The 15,506-nt window shown below is 67.7% G+C and carries 17 protein-coding genes; 10 read left to right on the top strand and 7 right to left on the bottom strand.

Annotated elements, in window-relative coordinates:
- The first annotated feature begins 335 nt into the window (after positions 1-335).
- The 6 genes from mnmG to PHQ87_RS08095 all read left to right on the top strand — a co-directional run bounded on the left by mnmG (position 336) and on the right by PHQ87_RS08095 (position 6,160).
- Positions 336-2,330, top strand: a complete 1,995-nt coding sequence (mnmG, locus tag PHQ87_RS08070; RefSeq protein ID WP_300232877.1) for a tRNA uridine-5-carboxymethylaminomethyl(34) synthesis enzyme MnmG — start codon at positions 336-338, stop codon at positions 2,328-2,330.
- Entirely contained in the window at positions 2,327-2,992 is a 666-nt protein-coding gene (gene rsmG / locus PHQ87_RS08075) for a 16S rRNA (guanine(527)-N(7))-methyltransferase RsmG (protein WP_300232878.1), read from the top strand. The genes mnmG and rsmG overlap by 4 nt, the downstream gene beginning before the upstream one ends.
- Positions 2,993-3,239: 247 nt before the next feature.
- The gene (locus PHQ87_RS08080; RefSeq protein WP_300232880.1) at positions 3,240-3,854 is read left to right on the top strand and encodes a LysE family transporter; all 615 of its coding nucleotides are present in this window, start codon (positions 3,240-3,242) and stop codon (positions 3,852-3,854) included.
- Between the two features lie 19 nt (positions 3,855-3,873).
- Positions 3,874-4,644, top strand: coding sequence for an AAA family ATPase (locus tag PHQ87_RS08085; protein ID WP_300232882.1), 771 nt, complete (start codon positions 3,874-3,876; stop codon positions 4,642-4,644).
- Between the two features lie 20 nt (positions 4,645-4,664).
- Positions 4,665-5,234: an alpha/beta hydrolase gene (locus PHQ87_RS08090; RefSeq protein ID WP_300232884.1), complete on the top strand. Its 570-nt coding sequence runs from the start codon at positions 4,665-4,667 to the stop codon at positions 5,232-5,234.
- Positions 5,235-5,239: 5 nt separating this feature from the next.
- A complete protein-coding gene (locus PHQ87_RS08095; protein ID WP_300232885.1) occupies positions 5,240-6,160 on the top strand; it encodes a ParB/RepB/Spo0J family partition protein in 921 nt (306 codons plus the stop codon).
- A gap of 79 nt (positions 6,161-6,239) precedes the next feature.
- On the opposite strand, the gene PHQ87_RS08100 is transcribed toward PHQ87_RS08095, so the two are convergent.
- From PHQ87_RS08100 to PHQ87_RS08110, 3 genes are all read right to left on the bottom strand, one after another.
- Positions 6,240-7,076, bottom strand: coding sequence for a hypothetical protein (locus PHQ87_RS08100; protein WP_300232886.1), 837 nt, complete (start codon positions 7,074-7,076; stop codon positions 6,240-6,242).
- Positions 7,077-7,124: 48 nt separating this feature from the next.
- Positions 7,125-7,736 (bottom strand): sel1 repeat family protein, encoded by a 612-nt coding sequence (locus PHQ87_RS08105; RefSeq protein ID WP_300232888.1) that lies wholly within the window; start codon positions 7,734-7,736, stop codon positions 7,125-7,127.
- A 100-nt stretch (positions 7,737-7,836) separates the two neighbouring features.
- Positions 7,837-9,261 (bottom strand): FAD-linked oxidase C-terminal domain-containing protein, encoded by a 1,425-nt coding sequence (locus PHQ87_RS08110; protein ID WP_300232889.1) that lies wholly within the window; start codon positions 9,259-9,261, stop codon positions 7,837-7,839.
- A 115-nt stretch (positions 9,262-9,376) separates the two neighbouring features.
- Between PHQ87_RS08110 and PHQ87_RS08115 the strand changes: the two genes are divergently transcribed.
- The 3 genes from PHQ87_RS08115 (at position 9,377) to boxB (ending at position 11,961) form a co-directional block, all read left to right on the top strand.
- Positions 9,377-9,949 (top strand): cob(I)yrinic acid a,c-diamide adenosyltransferase, encoded by a 573-nt coding sequence (locus PHQ87_RS08115; protein ID WP_300232890.1) that lies wholly within the window; start codon positions 9,377-9,379, stop codon positions 9,947-9,949.
- A complete protein-coding gene (locus PHQ87_RS08120) occupies positions 9,946-10,299 on the top strand; it encodes a hypothetical protein (RefSeq protein ID WP_300232892.1) in 354 nt (117 codons plus the stop codon). Before PHQ87_RS08115 ends, PHQ87_RS08120 begins: the two co-directional genes overlap by 4 nt.
- Positions 10,300-10,464: 165 nt before the next feature.
- The gene (gene boxB / locus PHQ87_RS08125) at positions 10,465-11,961 is read left to right on the top strand and encodes a benzoyl-CoA 2,3-epoxidase subunit BoxB (RefSeq protein ID WP_300232894.1); all 1,497 of its coding nucleotides are present in this window, start codon (positions 10,465-10,467) and stop codon (positions 11,959-11,961) included.
- Positions 11,962-11,990: 29 nt separating this feature from the next.
- Here boxB and PHQ87_RS08130 read toward each other — a convergent pair whose 3' ends face one another.
- The 4 genes from PHQ87_RS08130 to PHQ87_RS08145 form a co-directional block, all read right to left on the bottom strand.
- Entirely contained in the window at positions 11,991-12,401 is a 411-nt protein-coding gene (locus PHQ87_RS08130; RefSeq protein WP_300232896.1) for a ribbon-helix-helix domain-containing protein, read from the bottom strand.
- 74 nt (positions 12,402-12,475) lie between these two features.
- The gene (locus PHQ87_RS08135; RefSeq protein WP_300232897.1) at positions 12,476-13,039 is read right to left on the bottom strand and encodes a DJ-1/PfpI family protein; all 564 of its coding nucleotides are present in this window, start codon (positions 13,037-13,039) and stop codon (positions 12,476-12,478) included.
- A 111-nt stretch (positions 13,040-13,150) separates the two neighbouring features.
- Positions 13,151-13,576 carry a hotdog fold thioesterase gene (locus PHQ87_RS08140; RefSeq protein ID WP_300232899.1) on the bottom strand — a complete coding sequence of 142 codons (426 nt, stop codon included), beginning with the start codon at positions 13,574-13,576 and terminating at the stop codon, positions 13,151-13,153.
- A gap of 3 nt (positions 13,577-13,579) precedes the next feature.
- Positions 13,580-14,872 carry a solute carrier family 23 protein gene (locus PHQ87_RS08145; protein ID WP_300232901.1) on the bottom strand — a complete coding sequence of 431 codons (1,293 nt, stop codon included), beginning with the start codon at positions 14,870-14,872 and terminating at the stop codon, positions 13,580-13,582.
- Between the two features lie 297 nt (positions 14,873-15,169).
- Between PHQ87_RS08145 and PHQ87_RS08150 the strand changes: the two genes are divergently transcribed.
- On the top strand, positions 15,170-15,506 hold a 337-nt coding region (locus tag PHQ87_RS08150; protein ID WP_300232903.1), incomplete at its 3' end, for an acetyl-coenzyme A synthetase N-terminal domain-containing protein.

The raw sequence follows: 15,506 nt of genomic DNA on the forward strand, positions 1-15,506 counted from the left end.
GGGCGCCAGCGGCGCTGGCCAGATCGGCCGTGGCCTTGGCCAGCTTGAGGTTGAGGGAATCGGCGCGGGTGCTGCCGGAAAAAACGAGGAGGGGGGTCGTCGGATGGATCATGGCGCAAATTCTGACATTGGCGGGCGGCCGCATCCTGCCCGCCGGTGGATGGGGGGGTGGCTTGGTCGGCTCGCACCACATCGGTCTGCAGGTTCATGGGCTTGATGGGACAATAACGGGTTTTCGCACGGCCCCGGGCTGGCCGGCGGGCTGTTTCACGTGAAACAGTGCACGAATTTTGTCAGGCCGCCCTGCTGCGGTGATGCCCTGGAGCGCTCTCATCATGTTGTACCCACAGGAATTCGATGTCATCGTTGTCGGTGGCGGTCATGCCGGCACCGAAGCCGCGCTCGCCGCTGCGCGCATGGGATGTGCCACGCTGCTGCTGACCCACAACATCGAGACCTTGGGCCAGATGAGCTGCAATCCGAGCATCGGTGGCATCGGGAAGGGGCATCTGGTGAAGGAGGTGGATGCGCTGGGCGGGGCGATGGCGCTGGCCACCGATGAAGGCGGTATCCAGTTCCGCGTGCTCAACAGCTCCAAGGGGCCGGCGGTGCGGGCCACGCGCGCGCAGGCTGACCGCATCCTGTACAAGGCGGCCATTCGCCGCCGGCTGGAGAACCAGGCGAATCTGTGGCTGTTCCAGCAGGCCGTGGACGACCTGATGGTGGAGGGTGACCGCGTGGTCGGCGCCGTCACCCAGGTCGGCATCCGTTTCCGCGCCCGCGCGGTCGTCCTGACGGCCGGTACCTTCCTCGACGGCAAGATCCATGTGGGTCTGAACAACTACGCGGCCGGTCGCGCCGGCGATCCGCCAGCCGTGAGCCTGTCGGCCCGGCTCAAGGAACTGAAGCTGCCGCAGGGGCGCCTGAAGACCGGCACGCCGCCACGCATCGATGGGCGCAGCATCGATTTTTCCAAGTGCGAAGAGCAGCCGGGCGACGGCATGCCCGGCGGTGTGAACGAAGGCACGCTGCCCGTGTTCAGCTTCATGGGGCGTGCGGACATGCACCCGCGCCAGGTGCCGTGCTGGATCACGCACACCAATGCGCGCACGCACGAGATCATCCGCAGCGGGTTCGACCGCAGCCCCATGTTCACCGGCAAGATCGAGGGGGTGGGGCCGCGCTACTGCCCCAGTGTGGAAGACAAGATCAACCGTTTCGCCGACAAGGACAGCCACCAGATCTTTCTGGAGCCCGAAGGCCTGACGACGAACGAGTATTACCCCAACGGCATCTCCACCAGCCTGCCGTTCGATATCCAGTACGCGCTGGTGCGCAGCATGCCGGGGCTGGAGAACGCCCATATCCTGCGCCCGGGCTACGCCATCGAGTACGACTACTTCGACCCGCGCTCGCTCAAGAGCAGTTTCGAGACGCGGCAGATCCAGGGCCTGTTCTTCGCCGGCCAGATCAATGGCACCACCGGCTACGAAGAGGCGGCGGCCCAGGGGCTGTTTGCCGGCATCAATGCCGCGCTGCAATGCCGTGGCGAGGCTCCCTGGCTGCCGCGGCGCGACGAGGCCTACCTGGGTGTGCTGGTGGACGACCTCATCACCAAGGGCGTGACCGAACCCTACCGCATGTTCACCAGCCGGGCCGAGTTCCGCCTGCAGCTGCGTGAGGACAATGCCGACATGCGCCTGACCGAGCAGGGCCGCCGCATGGGCCTGGTGGACGATGAACGCTGGGACGCTTTCTGCCGCAAGCGCGATGCGGTTTCACGTGAAACAGAGCGCCTCAAGGCCACCTGGGTGAACCCGCGCATCCTCGACGCGGCCGAGGCCGAGCGGGTACTGGGCAAGGCCATCGAGCGTGAGTACAGCCTGTTCGATCTGCTGCGCCGGCCGGGCGTGGGCTACGCCAGCCTGATGGGCATGGCGTCCGGCCGCTGGGCCCCTGTGGTGAAGGCGGACGACGAAGACGCCCGGCCACCGGTTTCACGTGAAACGCTGGGTGACCTGCACGATGCCGTGGTGGAGCAGGTGGAGATCGCGGCCAAATACGCGGGCTACATCGATCGCCAGCGCGACGAGGTGGAACGCGCTGCCCATTACGAGACCCTGAAACTGCCGGCCGATCTGGACTATGCTCAGGTGTCGGCGCTGTCGATCGAGGTACGGCAGAAGCTGGCCAAGCACCGCCCTGAGACGCTGGGTCAGGCGTCGCGCATCTCCGGCGTGACCCCGGCCGCGATTTCCTTGTTGCTGATCCACCTGAAGAAGGGGGGCTACAAGGGCTTCACGCGCAACCCGGAGGCCGAGGCGGCATGAGCGGGCAAGACCAAGAGGGCCTGCGCGAGGGCCTGATGGCGGGGGTGCGTGAGCTGGGCCTGGCGCTGACGCCCGTGCAGATCGGGCAGTTGTTGGCCTATCTGGCGCTGATCGCCCAATGGAACCGGGTGTTCAATCTGACGGCGGTGCGTGACCCGCAGGAGATGCTGACACACCACCTGCTGGACAGCCTGGCCGTGATCGCTCCCTTGCAGCGGCAGACCGGGGGGGCGGCGCTGCGTCTGCTGGATGTGGGGTCGGGCGGCGGCCTGCCGGGCGTGGTGATCGCGATCACCTGTCCGCAGCTCACCGTGCATTGCGTGGATACCGTGGCCAAGAAGGCCACCTTCATCCAGCAGGTGGCGGCGACGCTGCCGCTGCCGAACCTGCGGGGCATTCATGCCCGGGTGGAGTCGCTGAAGGCGGAGGAGGGGGCTGGCTATGACGTGATCTGTTCACGCGCCTTCGCCTCGCTGGCCGACTTCACGGCCTGGTCGCGTGCGGCGCTGAACCCCGGTGGGGTGTGGATGGCGATGAAGGGCCGGCACCCGGCGGACGAGATGGCTGCCCTGCCGGCCGATGTGTCGGTGTTTCACGTGGAACCATTGACCGTACCGGGGCTGGGGGCTGAGCGTTGCATCGTGTGGATGCGGGGTGCCTGACCTGCCTACCCTTGTCTGCCGTTGGTGGAAACCGATGGTGGGGGTGCCCCCGCTGCGGACAGATCACGGGCTGGTCAGGTGGTACGTCACTGCACGGTGGTGGGCACGCTTCCTCTGGGGCAACCGCGAATCGCCCTCCGCAGGTACCCTGTCCCCATCCGCCTTGCCCACCAAGACCCAGGCGAGCAGGCAGCATCCCGAAGAGCAAGCCAAGTAAACTCACCACTTCACCCGCAGAAAGCACAGCATGTTCGGCATCTCAGACTACGGCGCCTTCGTCGTTGCCATCATCGTGTTCCTGGCCATCCCGGGGCCGGGCAACCTGGCGCTCATCACCTCCACCGGCAAGGGTGGCATCCGGGGCGGGCTCGCTGCCACGTTCGGGGTGATTGCGGGTGACCAGGTCCTCATGTGGATGGCCGTGGCCGGCGTGGCCGCGCTGCTGGCGGCCTACCCGGTGGCCTTCGCCGCCGTGCAGTGGCTCGGTGCCGCCTACCTGGCCTGGCTGGGCTGGAAAATGCTGACCGCCAAGCCCGGCGCCGCGCCCGTGCTCAATATCCAGCCGCGCCATTTTTTCCGCCAGGCCCTGGCCATCACCCTGCTCAACCCCAAGGCCATCGTCTTCTACATGGCCTTCTTCCCGCTGTTTGTCGATCCGCAGAAGCACCAGGGGCTGATCACCTTCGGCGCCATGGCCGCCACCATCGCCTTCCTCACCTTCCTGTACGGCCTGACCGCCGTGCTGCTGACCCATTTCCTGGCCGAGCGCATGCGCGCCAACCCGCGCATCGGGCAGGCGCTGGAGCGGCTGGCGGGGGTCTTCCTGATCGGTTTCGGCATCAAGCTGGCGATCTCCAAATAAACCAAGCAGGGCTGTCGGCATGGCGAAAATCTTTTGCGTGGCCAACCAGAAAGGTGGCGTCGGCAAGACCACCACCACGGTCAACCTCGCCGCCGGCCTGGCCCGGATCGGCCAGCGCGTGCTCATGATCGACCTCGACCCCCAGGGCAACGCCACCATGGGCTCGGGCATCGACAAGCGCACCATGCCGCTGTCGGTGTACGACGTGCTGCTGGAGTCGGCCTCGATCCGGGAGGCGGCCATCCTGGCCGACAAGTGCGGCTACCACGTGCTTGGCGCCAACCGCGACCTGGCGGGCGCCGAGGTGGAACTGGTCGAGGTCGAGCGGCGCGAAAAACGCCTCAAGCAGGCCCTGGCCGACGTGGACGGCGACTACGACTTCGTGCTCATCGACTGCCCGCCGTCGCTGAGCATGCTCACGCTCAACGGCCTGTGTGCGGCGCACGGCGTCATCGTGCCCATGCAGTGCGAGTACTTCGCGCTCGAGGGCCTGACCGACCTGGTCAACACCATCAAGCAGGTGCACGCCAACCTCAACCCGGATCTGCAGATCATCGGTTTGCTGCGCGTCATGTTCGATCCGCGCATCACCCTGCAGCAGCAGGTGTCCGACCAGCTCAAGGGCCACTTCGGCGACAAGGTGTTCAACACCGTGATCCCGCGCAATGTGCGCCTCGCCGAGGCGCCCAGCTACGGTCTGCCGGGGGTGGTGTTCGATGCGTCCGCGCGCGGCAGCCAGGCGTTCCTGGCTTTCGCGCAGGAGATGGTCGATCGCACCCGGGGCAGGTGAGGTGAGTGCACACATCAGCCATGAACCCCGTCAAGCCTGACCATGTCCTGATCCTGCCGGGCTGGCAGAACAGCGGCCCCGACCACTGGCAAAGCCGCTGGGAGGCGCTGCACGGTTTTCGTCGCGTGGACCAGCACGACTGGATGCGCCCGCGCCGTGGCGACTGGATCGCCCGGCTGGAGGATGTCATCCTGGGCGGCACGGGCGGTGACGGCTCGGTGGTGCTGGTGGCGCACAGCCTGGGCTGCCTGCTGGCGGCGGCCTGGGCCCAGGTCTCGCGCAGCACCGCACGGGTGCGGGGAGCGCTGCTGGTGGCGCCCGGTGACGCCGAACGCGAGGAACTGCGCGGCGTGCTGCCGAGCTGGTCGCCCATCGTGCGCGAGCGGCTGCCGTTTCCGGCCATCCTGGTGGGTAGCCGCAACGACCCCTACTGCAGCGTCGGGCGGGCCGAGGGCCTGGCTGGGGACTGGGGTGCGCGCTTCGTCGATCTCGGCGAGCGGGGCCACATCAACGCCGAATCGGGGCTGGGCGACTGGCCCGAAGGGCTGGCGCTGCTGCATGAACTGACGACACCGCAGAAGGAACACTGAAGCACATGGCCACGAAAAAACCCAAGGGCCTCGGCCGCGGCCTGGAAGCCCTGCTCGGCCCCAAGGTCGATGACACCGCGTCTGCCACCGGCGCCAGCGCCGACGGCACACCCCGCACCCTGCCGCTGGACCGCATGGTCGCTGGCGTCTACCAGCCGCGCACGCGCATGGACGAGGGCGCGCTGTACGAGCTGGCCGAGTCGATCAAGGCGCAGGGCGTCATGCAGCCGATCCTGGTGCGCCAACTGGCCGATGGACCGAACGCGGGCCAGTACGAGATCATCGCCGGTGAGCGGCGCTTCCGGGCCTCGCAACTGGCCGGTCTGACCGAGGTGCCGGTGCTGGTGCGCGACGTGCCCGACGAAGCGGCCGCCGCGATGGCGCTGATCGAGAACATCCAGCGCGAGGACCTCAACCCGCTGGAAGAAGCCCAGGGTCTGCAGCGTCTGGTCCGGGAGTTCGGTCTCACGCACGAGCAGGCCGCGCAGGCCGTGGGGCGTTCGCGCAGCGCCGCCTCGAACCTCCTGCGCCTGCTGCAGCTGGCCGAGCCGGTGCAGACCATGCTCATGGCCGGGGACATCGACATGGGTCACGCGCGCGCGCTGCTGGCGCTGGAGAAGGTGGCCCAGATCACGGCGGCCAACCAGATCGCGGCCCGGAAAATGTCGGTGCGCGAGGCCGAAAGCCTGGTCAAGAAGCTGGGCGCCGAATTCAACCTGGTGCCGCAAAAGCCCAAGAAGGAAAAATCGCGCGACATCCGCCGTGTCGAGGAGGAACTGGCCGACCTGCTCACGGCCGAGGTCGAGGTGCGCATCAAGAAACGCGTCAAGCGCTACGGCCGCCTCGAGGACATGGGCGAGCTGGCGATCCAGTTCGGCTCGCTCGAAGAACTCAACGGCCTGATCGACAGGCTGAGAGGCCAGTAGGCGACCAAGAAAAAGGCACGCCGCAAGCGACGTGCCTTCAAGCGGGGACAAGCCGCGTCAGCGGCGCAGGGGGGTGTGCTTAATTCCCCACCTTGAGCTGGCCGCCGCGGCCCAGGCCGCCCTTGACCTCTTGCGCCTTGTAGTTGCGCAGCGAGATCACCATGTTGTTGTAGGCGTCGGTGAAGGCCGCCACCGTGGCCTTGCCGGCCGGGGTGCGCGAGAAACCGCCCAGCGTGCCACCGGCGCTGGGGCCGAAGGCGCCGAGCGCGGCACCCCAGTTGGTGGCGGTGGAATTGCCCTCGGAAATCGCGATCTGCACGCCCGAGCGGATGTCGAACATGGTCAGCGTCACGACGGAGGCCTTGCTTTCGAGTGAGCCGGCCAGCACGGCAAGGTTGCGGTTGCGTCCACCCAGCAGGCCACCCAGGCCAGCGGCCAGACCGCCGGTGGATTCGTTGTCGATGATGATGGCCGGCTCCAGGTAGTAGTCGGCCGCGACGCGCTGGCCCTTCTGCTGGTTCGAGCCGGCACGGAACTCGCCCGAGTTGCGCTGCTTGTCGGTGATGCCGCTGATCTTGCTCTCGGTGCGGGCGTTGCCGATCGAGGTGATCACGAAGCAGTTGGACTGCTGCACGGCCAGGCGGATCAGCGGTTCGATGGTGGTGACCTGGGTTTCACGGCCGAAGGAGGCATACCACTCCTTGCCGCGGCCGTCGTCGACCGCCAGCGTGCCCAGCGGCTCGCTGCAGCGCTCGAGGCTGCTGTTGGCGTTGACACTGGACGCCCCTGCGGCCGCGCCCGTGGCGGCCGTGGCGTTGTTGCCGGTGGAGACGATGCCGCCGCTGCCCGGTGTCACGCAACCGGCCAGGGCCAGGGATGCTGCCAGCGCAGCCAGTTTGAGAGTGGTCTTGGACATGAGTGTTCTTTCTCTTGTTGGGTTGGACGAACGAAAGGAAATGGTGGCTCAGCGCTGGTGCCAGCCGGAGGAGCGCCACACCCAGAAGTAGGGCGCGTTGCTGTACCAGTCGCTCCATGACTTGCGCTGTTCCTCGCGGATCCGGTACAGGCGCTGTTCGTCCTGCTTGGCTGCCTGGGCGTCGGCCAGGAGCTTTTTCGAGTCGCGGTAACCTTTGGCGGCGGTACGGGTCAGCCAGCCCTCGGCCTCGACAGGGTCGGCACCCATCTCCTCGAAGCCCAGCAGGTACAGGCGGCCCAGCGCGTACTGGGCCTCGATGTGGCCTGCCTCGCCAGCCCGGCGCATCCACTGGATGGCCTGGTAGCTGTTGCGCTCGACGCCATCGCCGCGCAGGAAGCGCAGGCCCAGGTCGTAGGCGGCCTTGGGATTCTGTTCGGCCAGCGTGATCAGTGCCTGCAGGCGCTGCGCAGCTTCGGGGTCGGACGGCGCCCCCTGGAAGGTGGCGGTGTGGCGTGGCACGTCGGCACAACCATGGCTGTCGCACAGACGCACGGTGTCCTGCGGGGGCACGGTCTGACTGGCTGCGGACTGGGGTGCGCAGGCGGTCAATGCCGCCATGGCAGACAACGCCAGAGCCAACGCCGATGGAACAATGCGCATCACCTCTCCTCACCTCTTGTCGGGTTGCTTGCCTTCATGATCAGCGAAAAAGTATACCTGTCGCCCGTGAAACTTCCCACAGGGGGAGGCTGGCCTAGTATCAAAGGGTAAAAATCTTCCCCGGATTGAGGATGTTGTCGGGGTCCAGCGCCCGCTTGATGGTGCGCATCATCGCGACGGCGCCGTCGCCGGCCTCGGCACGCAGGAAGTCCATCTTGTGCAGACCGATGCCATGTTCACCGGTGCAGGTGCCGCCCAGGCGCAGGCTGCGGTGCACCAGCTGGTGGTTGAGCTGCTCGGCCAGGCGGTGCTCTTCGGGCTTGTCGGGGTCGATCAGGTAACCGAAGTGGAAATTGCCGTCACCCACGTGGCCGACCAGGAAGTAGGGGATGCCCGAGGCGTCGGCCTCGGCCACCGAGTCGAGCAGGGCGTCGGCCAGGCGGCTGATGGGCACGCAGGTGTCGGTGCTGATGGCGCGGCAGCCGGGGCGGCTCTGCACGGCGGCGAAGTAGGCGTGGTGCCGCGCGGTCCACAGGCGCGTGCGCTCCTCGGGCGTGGTGGCCCACTCGAAGTCGTTGCCGCCGAATTCGCGGGCGATGTCCTGCACCGTCTCGGCCTGTTCCTGCACGCTGGCCGGCGAGCCGTGGAACTCCATCAGCAGCATGTGCTGCTCGCGCAGCGACAGCTTGCTGTGCGCGTTGACCAGGCGCACCGTGTTGGCGTCGATCAGTTCGCAGCGTGCGATCGGCACGCCCAGCTGGATGATCTGGATGACCGTGCGCACCGCCGCCTCGATGGTCGGGAACGAGCAGATCGCGGCAGAGATGGCCTCGGGCAGCGGGTAGAGCCTGAGGGTGATTTCCGTCATGACGCCCAAGGTGCCCTCGCTGCCGACCATCAGGCGGGTGAGGTCGTAGCCGGCGCTGGACTTCCGGGCGCGGGTACCGGTGCGGATGACTTCGCCCCGGGCGGTCACCACCTCGAGGGCCAGCACGTTGTCGCGCATGGTGCCGTAGCGCACGGCGTTGGTGCCGCTGGCGCGCGTGGCGCACATGCCGCCGATGGAGGCGTCGGCACCGGGGTCGATCGGGAAGAACAGGCCTTCGTGCTTGACGGCCTCATTGAGGGCCTTGCGCGTGATGCCGGGTTGCACCGTCACGGTCAGGTCCTCGGCGTTGACCGACAGGATCTGGTTCATGCGGCTGACATCGATGCTGATGCCGCCCTGGATGGCCAGCAGGTGGCCTTCGAGCGAGGAGCCGACACCGAACGGGATCACCGGCACCTTGTGCCGGGCGGCCAGTGTCACCGCATCGGCCACATCCTGCGTGGATTCGGCAAACACCACCGCCGCGGGCGGGGGGACGTCGAAGATGGACTCGTCACGGCCATGCTGCTCGCGCACCGCCAGCGCCGTGGAGCATTGCGTGCCGAAGCGTGTTTGCAGGGCCCCGATCAGGGCGTCGGGCACCTCGCGCAGCTGCACGGCGGGCGCCAGGTGGTCGTGGTCGGCGGGAGCGTTCATGGGGGTCTCCTGAAGGGCGCCTGGTCTGGCCGCGGGGCGCGCAAGATAATGGCCGATTATCGACTTTGCGCCGTCCGCCCACCAGCGTGCGGTGGCGCTTTCCAAGGACAGGACCATGGGCAACCGACTCACACAGATTGCCACGCGCACCGGCGACGACGGCACCAGCGGCCTGGGCGACAACACGCGCCTGCCCAAGCATCACCTGCGCTTTCAGGCCCTGGGCGATGTGGACGAACTCAATTCGCATATCGGCCTGTTGCTGTGCGAGGAATTGCCGGATGGGGTGCGCGCGTTGCTGGTGGCCGTCCAGCACCAGTTGTTCAACCTTGGCGGCGAGCTGTCCATGCCCGGCTACGAACTGCTCAAGGACGATGCGGTGCTGGCCCTGGACGAGGCGCTGGCCGGGTACAACGCCGCCTTGCCGCGGCTCAAGGAGTTCATCCTGCCGGCGGGCAGCCGGGCGGCATCGCAGGCCCATGTATGCCGTACCGTGGCGCGCCGCGCCGAGCGCACCGTGGTGGCGCTCGGTCAGGCCGAGGCGCTGCGTGCGCTGCCGCGCCAGTACCTCAACCGCCTGTCGGACCTGATGTTCGTGCTCGCGCGCGTGCTCAACCGCATGAACGGCGGCGACGACGTGTACTGGAACAGCGAGCGCCTGGCCCGCCAGGGCGACGGCGCGCCATGAGCGCCGGCCTGCGCCGCGGGGCCGCGGTCACCGCGCTGGCGGCCGCCGCCGCCGGGCTGGCGCAGGCCCAGGCCTTGCCATCGGCGCACGAGACCCGGCTGCTCTGCGAGGTGGTCTACCTGCCCGCGCGCACCACCTGGAACCGCACGGTGGCGATCAGCGACGACGGACACCGTGTCCTCACCGTGCAGGTGGATGGCATACCCGTGTACGCGTTCGCCGTGCGCGGCACGCTGATCCTGACCGCGCTCGACAACGAACGCATCCTGGTCGATACCGCCGGACCGGTCTGGCGCAGCGATTTCCGCGGTGCGGCCAGCGGCCAGGGTCGCTGCGAGCGGGTGGACTGACCGCCCCACGCCCCGCCGCGGCGCGGGTCGTGGATTCCCCGGGCACGGCCGGTTTTCTGGCCCAGTTTTTGATCTGGCTCAAATTCGCGCCCAGAAATAGGAAACATACTGCATTTTCTCGTTCGTCACATGCATCAAAATGCACTTACCCCCGAGGAGAATGCCATGAGCTCATTGAATACCGATAGCCTGGTCGAAGACCGCGAATCCGTCGTCAGCGACAAATTTGTCGAGGTCAATTACGACGATGCCATCCCCAACAACGTGGACCTGTCCAGCGACCGCCAGCTGCTGCGTGCCCTGGAGAGCTGGCACCCGAAGTACATCGACTGGTGGAAGGAAATGGGTCCCGAGGGGTTCCAGGATGCCGAGGTCTACCTGCGCACGGCGGTGGGCGTGGACCCGGCCGGCTGGGCCAAGTTCGGCTATGTGAAGATGCCCGAGTACCGCTGGGGCATCCTGCTGGCGCCCAAGGTGGAGGGGCGCACCATCCCGCACGGCAAGCACAAGGGCGAGCCGGCCTGGCAGGAGGTGCCGGGCGAGTACCGCTCGCTGCTCAAGCGCCTGATCGTGGTGCAGGGCGACACCGAGCCGGCCAGTGTCGAGCAGCAGCGCTACCTGGGTGCCACCGCGCCCAGCCTGTACGACATGCGCAACCTGTTCCAGGTCAACGTGGAGGAAGGCCGTCACCTGTGGGCGATGGTCTATCTGCTGGTCAAGTACTTCGGCAAGGACGGCCGCGAGGAGGCCCAGGCCCTGCTGGAGCGCCGCAGCGGCCAGCAGGACAACCCGCGCATCCTCGGCGCCTTCAACGAAGAGACGCCCGACTGGCTGAGCTTCTTCATGTTCACCTACTTCACCGACCGCGACGGCAAGATGCAGCTGGCCGCGCTGGCCGAAAGCGGCTTCGATCCGCTGAGCCGCTCGTGCCGTTTCATGCTGACGGAAGAGGCGCACCACCTGTTCGTGGGCGAGACCGGCGTCGGCCGCACCATCGAGGCCACCTGCGCCGCGATGAACAAGGCCGGCATCACCGACCCCTACGATGTCGAGCGTATCCGCGCCCTCGGCGTGGTCGACCTGCCGCTGCTGCAGCGCAAGGCCAATTTCCACATGAGCGTGACGCGCGACCTGTTCGGCTCGGAAATCTCGTCCAACGGCGCCGAGGCCTTCAGTGCCGGCCTCAAGGGGCGCTTCAACGAGGCGAAGCTGGATGACGACCACCAGCTGCAGGACGCGACCTACCCGGTGCAGCGCGTGGTCAATGGCCAGATCGTGACGGAGGATGTGCCGGCGCTGCGCGCCATCAACAGCCGCCTGCTGGACGATTACATCGCCGATTGCCAGGGCGGCATCGACCGCTGGAACAAGATCATCGAGAAGGCCGGTATCGACTTCAAGATCACCCAGCCGCACAAGGGCTTCAACCGCAAGATCGGCGAGTTCGCCGGCCACCACATCAGCCCGTCGGGCGAGGTGCTGGGCGCCGAGGTCTGGGCCGCCAGCCAGCACGAATGGCTGCCCAATGCCGAGGACCTGCAGTTCATCGCCTCGCTGATGAAGCCCTGCCACCAGCCGGGCCAGTACGCCAGCTGGATCGCGCCGCCGCGCATGGGCATCAACCAGCAGCCGGTGGACTACGAGTACGTGAAGATCGACTGACGGGGCCCGGCCCCGGCGCCTGGGCGCGCTCAGGTGCCGCGGCGCAGCGGCACGACCTTGTCCGCGGCATCGGGCGCCGGCGGACGGGGCAGCGCCCAGTGCGATGGCAGGGCGTGCAGCACGGCCCGCGCGTCCAGCGAGCGGATGGGCACCGCGTTGTCCATCGGGATGCGGTCGTGCGCCTGCAAGGCCATGTAGCGCAGCGCGCTCACGCGCAGGAAGGAGGCGAAGTTGCCGACCTCGCCCCGGGCCTCGACCAGCTCGTCGTAGAGCTTCTCGATCAGTTGCACCACGCCCATGCCGTCGCGCTGGCCGATCTCGGCCAGCACGTTCCAGTACAGGTTCTCGAGCCGGATGCTGGTGACCACGCCGTGCAGCCGGACCGAGCGGGTCCGGCTGGCGTAGCTGTCAGGGTCGGCGCTGATGAAGATCTCGCACATCGCTGTACTCCGGCGCGGCCGCGCGGCGCGCATGGACGGGGGAGTCGGCATTGTCCATCGCGCGCGCCGCGCCGTCAGCCCAGCAGCTGGAGGAACTGCGCGATCCAGGCCGGGTGGGCGGGCCAGGCCGGCGCGGTGACGAAGGGGCCGTCGGTCACGGCCTGGTCGACCGCGATGTCGGCATAGGTGGCGCCGGCCAGCTCGACCTCGACCCGGCAGGCGGGGTAGGCCGAGATGGTGCGGCCCCGGATGTCGCCGGTGGCGGCCAGCAGTTGCGCGCCGTGGCAGACGGCGGCCACCGGCTTGCCGCTGCCGGTGAAGTGCTTGACCATGGCGACGACGGCGGGGTAGGTGCGCAGGTACTCGGGCCCGCGGCCGCCGGGGATCACCAGGCCGTCGTAGGTGTCCGGCTTCACGTCGGCGAAGCTGGCGTTGAGCGTGAAGCGGTGGCCGGGCTTCTCGCTGTAGGTCTGAGCGCCCTCGAAGTCGTGGATGGCGGTGAGGATGAAGTCGCCCGCCTTCTTGTCGGGCGCGACGGCGTGCACCGTGTGGCCCACGGCCTGCAGCGCCTGGAACGGGACCATGGTCTCGTAGTCCTCGCAATAGTCGCCGCAGATCATCAACAGTTTCTTGCCCATGCTGGTTTCCTCGTTCGGGTGGTGGGGATCGAGCAGGCATTGTTGATGGCCGGCGCCGGGGCGGGGTAACAGCCCGCTGTTGCGGGCATGCGGGTTTGCCCGGGGCGGCGTCTACCGGGGTGCGAGCACCGCCATCGTGATCCGCGAGACGCAGGTGGGTTCGCCGGCCTCGTTGCGCAGGTCGATCTGCCAGACCTGCGTCGTGCGGCCGATGTGGACCGGGCGGGTGGTGCCGGTGACCCAGCCCGAGGTCGCGCCCTTGAGGTGGTTGGCGTTGATGTCCAGGCCCACCGCGCGGTGCCCGGGCGGGCAGCTGAAGGCGGCGCCGCAGCTGCCCAGGGTTTCCGCCAGCACCACGCTCACGCCGCCATGCAGCAGGCCGTAGGGCTGCCGCGTGCGGGTGTCGACCGGCACGCGCGCGGTGATGAAGTCGTCGCCCACCTCCAGGAACTCGATGCCCAGGTGCTGCACCGCGGTGCCCTGGTGGATGCCGGCGAGGATCTCGACCGAGATGTCCTGTGTCCAGATGCGCGCCATGGGTCAGGCCTTCTTCTGGTGGCCCAGCAGCGCCCACAGCAGGATCGCGCCGAAGGTGGCGGTGCCGATGCCGCCGAGCGCGAAGTCGCCGAACTTGAGGGTGTAGTCGCCGGTGCCCAGGATCAGGGTGATGGCGGCCACCAGCAGGTTGCGGTTGTCGGAGAAGTCCACCTTGTTGTCGACCCAGATCTTGGCGCCGGCCACGGCGATCAGGCCGAACACCACGATGGACACGCCGCCCATCACCGCCAGCGGGATGGCCTGGATCAGCGCGCCGAACTTGGGCGAGAAGCCCAGCACGATGGCCATCAGGCCGGCGACCACGAACACCGCCGTGGAGTAGATCTTGGTGGCGGCCATGACGCCGATGTTCTCGGCGTAGGTGGTCACGCCGGTGCCGCCCGCGCTGCCAGCGATCACGGTGGCGATGCCGTCGCCCATGAAGGCGCGGCCCATGTACGGGTCGAGGTTCCTGCCGGTCATGGCGGTCACGGCCTTGATGTGGCCCAGGTTCTCGGCCACCAGGATGATGGCCACCGGCGCGATCAGCAGCATGGCGTTGCCCTGGAACACCGGCGCGCTGAACTGGGGCATGCCGAACCAGGCGGCGTTGGCGATGCCCGACAGGTCCAGCGGCTGGCCCAGGCCCAGGCCGTTGGCCAGCACGGCGTAGATGATGCTGGCGACGATCAGGCCCATGAGGATGAGCAGGCGCTGCACCATGCCGCGCGTGAACACGGCCACCAGCGCGACGCTGACGAAGGTGATGGCCTGCATCCACTTGTCGAAGTCGGTCGGCGCCATGTTCTTGATCGGCACGCCCGCCAGGTTCAGGCCGATCACGGCGACCACCGCGCCGGTGACCACCGGCGGCATGAAGCGCTCGATCCAGCCGGTGCCGATGGCCTGCACGATCGCACCGATGAGGAAGTAGACGACACCGCAGGCGATGATGCCGCCCAGGGCGACGCCGATGTGGGTGTTGGGGCCCTGGCCGCTGTAGCCGCTGGCCGCGATCACCACGCCGATGAAGGCGAAGCTCGAACCCAGGTAGCTGGGCACCTTGCCGCCGGTGATGAGAAAGAAGATCAGCGTGCCGATGCCGCTCATGAGGATGGCGACATTGGGGTCGAAGCCCATCAGGATGGGCGCCAGCACCGTGGCGCCGAACATGGCAATCAGGTGCTGAATGCCCATCATGCCGGTCTGCGGCCAGGGCAGCCGCTCGTCGGGCGCGATCACGCCGCCATCGGACAGCGTGCTGGCTGGTTTCTCGGTCCAGTGGAAAAGGCCCATAGGTTCTCACTCCGTCGTGGTGTTTGTAACGGCGTGATTGTCGAGGGAGCGAAGGCGCCCGCCAAGCGAAATCTTTCAGTGTCGCTTGGCTGCGCCAAGGGGGCGGCGCATTCGCACCGGTGTGGTGCCGGTGCGGGTTTCGTCTTCCGCGTGTTGCCTCGTTCTGGTGCTGACCAGGCCTTCATGGGTGCACGTGGTGCATGTCTTTGCGAGCAGGTGTTCGGGCGTCACCGTGGCGACCGCTGATGCGTGCTTACCCTGTGCCGGGGCAGTGCCGGCGTGGCTAGGCTCGGGCCCATGAGTGACCATCTGAAGCAGGCGCCGCGCACGCCGCAAATCCGCCACTACCAGGACTGGCTGGCCCGCGAACGGGGACTGGTCTTTGACAGCTACGACGCCCTGTGGCGCTGGTCGGTGACCGATCTGGACGCCTATTGGCAAAGCATCTGGGACTACTTCGACATCGAGTCCCCCACGCCGCACACCGCGGTGCTGGCGCGCAACGTGATGCCCGGCGCGCAGTGGTTCCCCGGGGCGCAGGTCAACATCGCGCGGCAGGTGATGCGTCACGTGGGGCCGGCGCACCAGGCGGGCTTTGCCGCCGTCATGGCGCGCAACGAGAAGGGGCGTCACA

The sequence above is a fragment of the Hydrogenophaga sp. genome (assembly GCF_028698005.1).
In the GTDB taxonomy this organism is placed as follows: domain Bacteria; phylum Pseudomonadota; class Gammaproteobacteria; order Burkholderiales; family Burkholderiaceae_C; genus Hydrogenophaga.

Bases quoted from the DNA above. Each gene is read 5' to 3' on its own strand.
- mnmG (WP_300232877.1), top strand. From the start codon at position 336: ATGTTGTACCCACAGGAATTCGATGTCATCGTTGTCGGTGGCGGTCAT.
- rsmG (WP_300232878.1), top strand. From the start codon at position 2,327: ATGAGCGGGCAAGACCAAGAGGGCCTGCGCGAGGGCCTGATGGCGGGG.
- PHQ87_RS08080 (WP_300232880.1), top strand. From the start codon at position 3,240: ATGTTCGGCATCTCAGACTACGGCGCCTTCGTCGTTGCCATCATCGTG.
- PHQ87_RS08085 (WP_300232882.1), top strand. From the start codon at position 3,874: ATGGCGAAAATCTTTTGCGTGGCCAACCAGAAAGGTGGCGTCGGCAAG.
- PHQ87_RS08090 (WP_300232884.1), top strand. From the start codon at position 4,665: ATGAACCCCGTCAAGCCTGACCATGTCCTGATCCTGCCGGGCTGGCAG.
- PHQ87_RS08095 (WP_300232885.1), top strand. From the start codon at position 5,240: ATGGCCACGAAAAAACCCAAGGGCCTCGGCCGCGGCCTGGAAGCCCTG.
- PHQ87_RS08100 (WP_300232886.1), bottom strand. From the start codon at position 7,076: ATGTCCAAGACCACTCTCAAACTGGCTGCGCTGGCAGCATCCCTGGCC.
- PHQ87_RS08105 (WP_300232888.1), bottom strand. From the start codon at position 7,736: ATGCGCATTGTTCCATCGGCGTTGGCTCTGGCGTTGTCTGCCATGGCG.
- PHQ87_RS08110 (WP_300232889.1), bottom strand. From the start codon at position 9,261: ATGAACGCTCCCGCCGACCACGACCACCTGGCGCCCGCCGTGCAGCTG.
- PHQ87_RS08115 (WP_300232890.1), top strand. From the start codon at position 9,377: ATGGGCAACCGACTCACACAGATTGCCACGCGCACCGGCGACGACGGC.
- PHQ87_RS08120 (WP_300232892.1), top strand. From the start codon at position 9,946: ATGAGCGCCGGCCTGCGCCGCGGGGCCGCGGTCACCGCGCTGGCGGCC.
- boxB (WP_300232894.1), top strand. From the start codon at position 10,465: ATGAGCTCATTGAATACCGATAGCCTGGTCGAAGACCGCGAATCCGTC.
- PHQ87_RS08130 (WP_300232896.1), bottom strand. From the start codon at position 12,401: ATGTGCGAGATCTTCATCAGCGCCGACCCTGACAGCTACGCCAGCCGG.
- PHQ87_RS08135 (WP_300232897.1), bottom strand. From the start codon at position 13,039: ATGGGCAAGAAACTGTTGATGATCTGCGGCGACTATTGCGAGGACTAC.
- PHQ87_RS08140 (WP_300232899.1), bottom strand. From the start codon at position 13,576: ATGGCGCGCATCTGGACACAGGACATCTCGGTCGAGATCCTCGCCGGC.
- PHQ87_RS08145 (WP_300232901.1), bottom strand. From the start codon at position 14,872: ATGGGCCTTTTCCACTGGACCGAGAAACCAGCCAGCACGCTGTCCGAT.